This window comes from Proteus vulgaris (genome assembly GCF_016239305.1).
Taxonomy (GTDB): Bacteria; Pseudomonadota; Gammaproteobacteria; order Enterobacterales; family Enterobacteriaceae; genus Proteus; species Proteus vulgaris_C.
The window spans coordinates 1-1,024 of sequence record NZ_JAEHOQ010000062.1 but is presented as its reverse complement, the minus strand read 5'-3'; the positions used below and the strand labels follow the sequence as shown (position 1 = coordinate 1,024).

Here is a 1,024-nt window from a genome sequence, read left to right as displayed (position 1 = left end):
ACATAAATTAAATTAAACATATTTGTTTTTAAATGTGATTTAACAGTAAAAGATAGAGAAGAAATAAGTAGTTATTCTTATTTATACTGGTAATGTATTTACAGTTCATTTTTTTACGAGCTCTTATCAAAGAAATAACACCCCTTTAAATACAATCACTTACATAATAATAATCTAATTTTGATACAACGTGGAATATCAATAGAATATTTAAAGTGAAATTTAATTATATATAGAGAATTAAAAATATAAATACGCCTAATCACTCCAGATGCGTGTGAAAATAAAAAGCATTATATTTTTTTATCTATTTGCGAATGTTATGAAAAAACATAAGGCAGGATTTTTAAATTTTATCCAATAAAAAACGGGCTTTGTTTAATTACAAAGCCCGCCAAGAACATTTAAAACAAAAATTTTAGATCAATTCAATGAGTTAATAATTAACCTAATGTACTTGGTACAAAAATTTCAGTCGCAACAATAACAATAACTAGTCCTACTAATTTTAGTTAAGACTTTTTAATTTATTATAATTGGGTCTCCAATATTTGACTTTTTCTATAGTGCCATCTGAATAATAAATAATAATACTGGTTCCTCGCTCTTTAGGTATATCAACCTTCGTGATATTATCTTTATGAAAGATAGGGTTAAATAATATATTTTTTTCATTATTGACTAATATATATTGAGAACCATACCAATTATCAAACAGAGTTATTTTCTTTTCTTTTGATATTTTATTATTAATAAAGACTGGATAGTAATTAAGTTCTATTTTTTCATTTTTTATTAAATTTCTTATAATTTCTCCTTGATTATATTTATGGTTATTAAAGATTAAAATAAGTCTATTTGATGGTATTGCTTCAAAGTCACTATCAGTATTCAGCATTTTTTTATAACGAATTGACATCCAAACTTCACTTAATTGCCATTGACATGAACCGCCTCCATTCAGGGCGATTTTAGTCTGATAGATATCACTGCTACCTTGTTGTTTAAGTACCACAGTTTCAGA

Annotated in this window: 1 protein-coding gene; it reads right to left on the bottom strand. The window is 25.1% G+C overall.

Going from position 1 to position 1,024, the window contains the following annotated elements; translation table 11 throughout:
• Positions 1–508: 508 nt before the first annotated feature.
• Positions 509–1,024 (bottom strand): hypothetical protein (locus JEP40_RS18950; protein WP_198624807.1); only part of this gene is annotated, 516 nt, incomplete at its 5' end.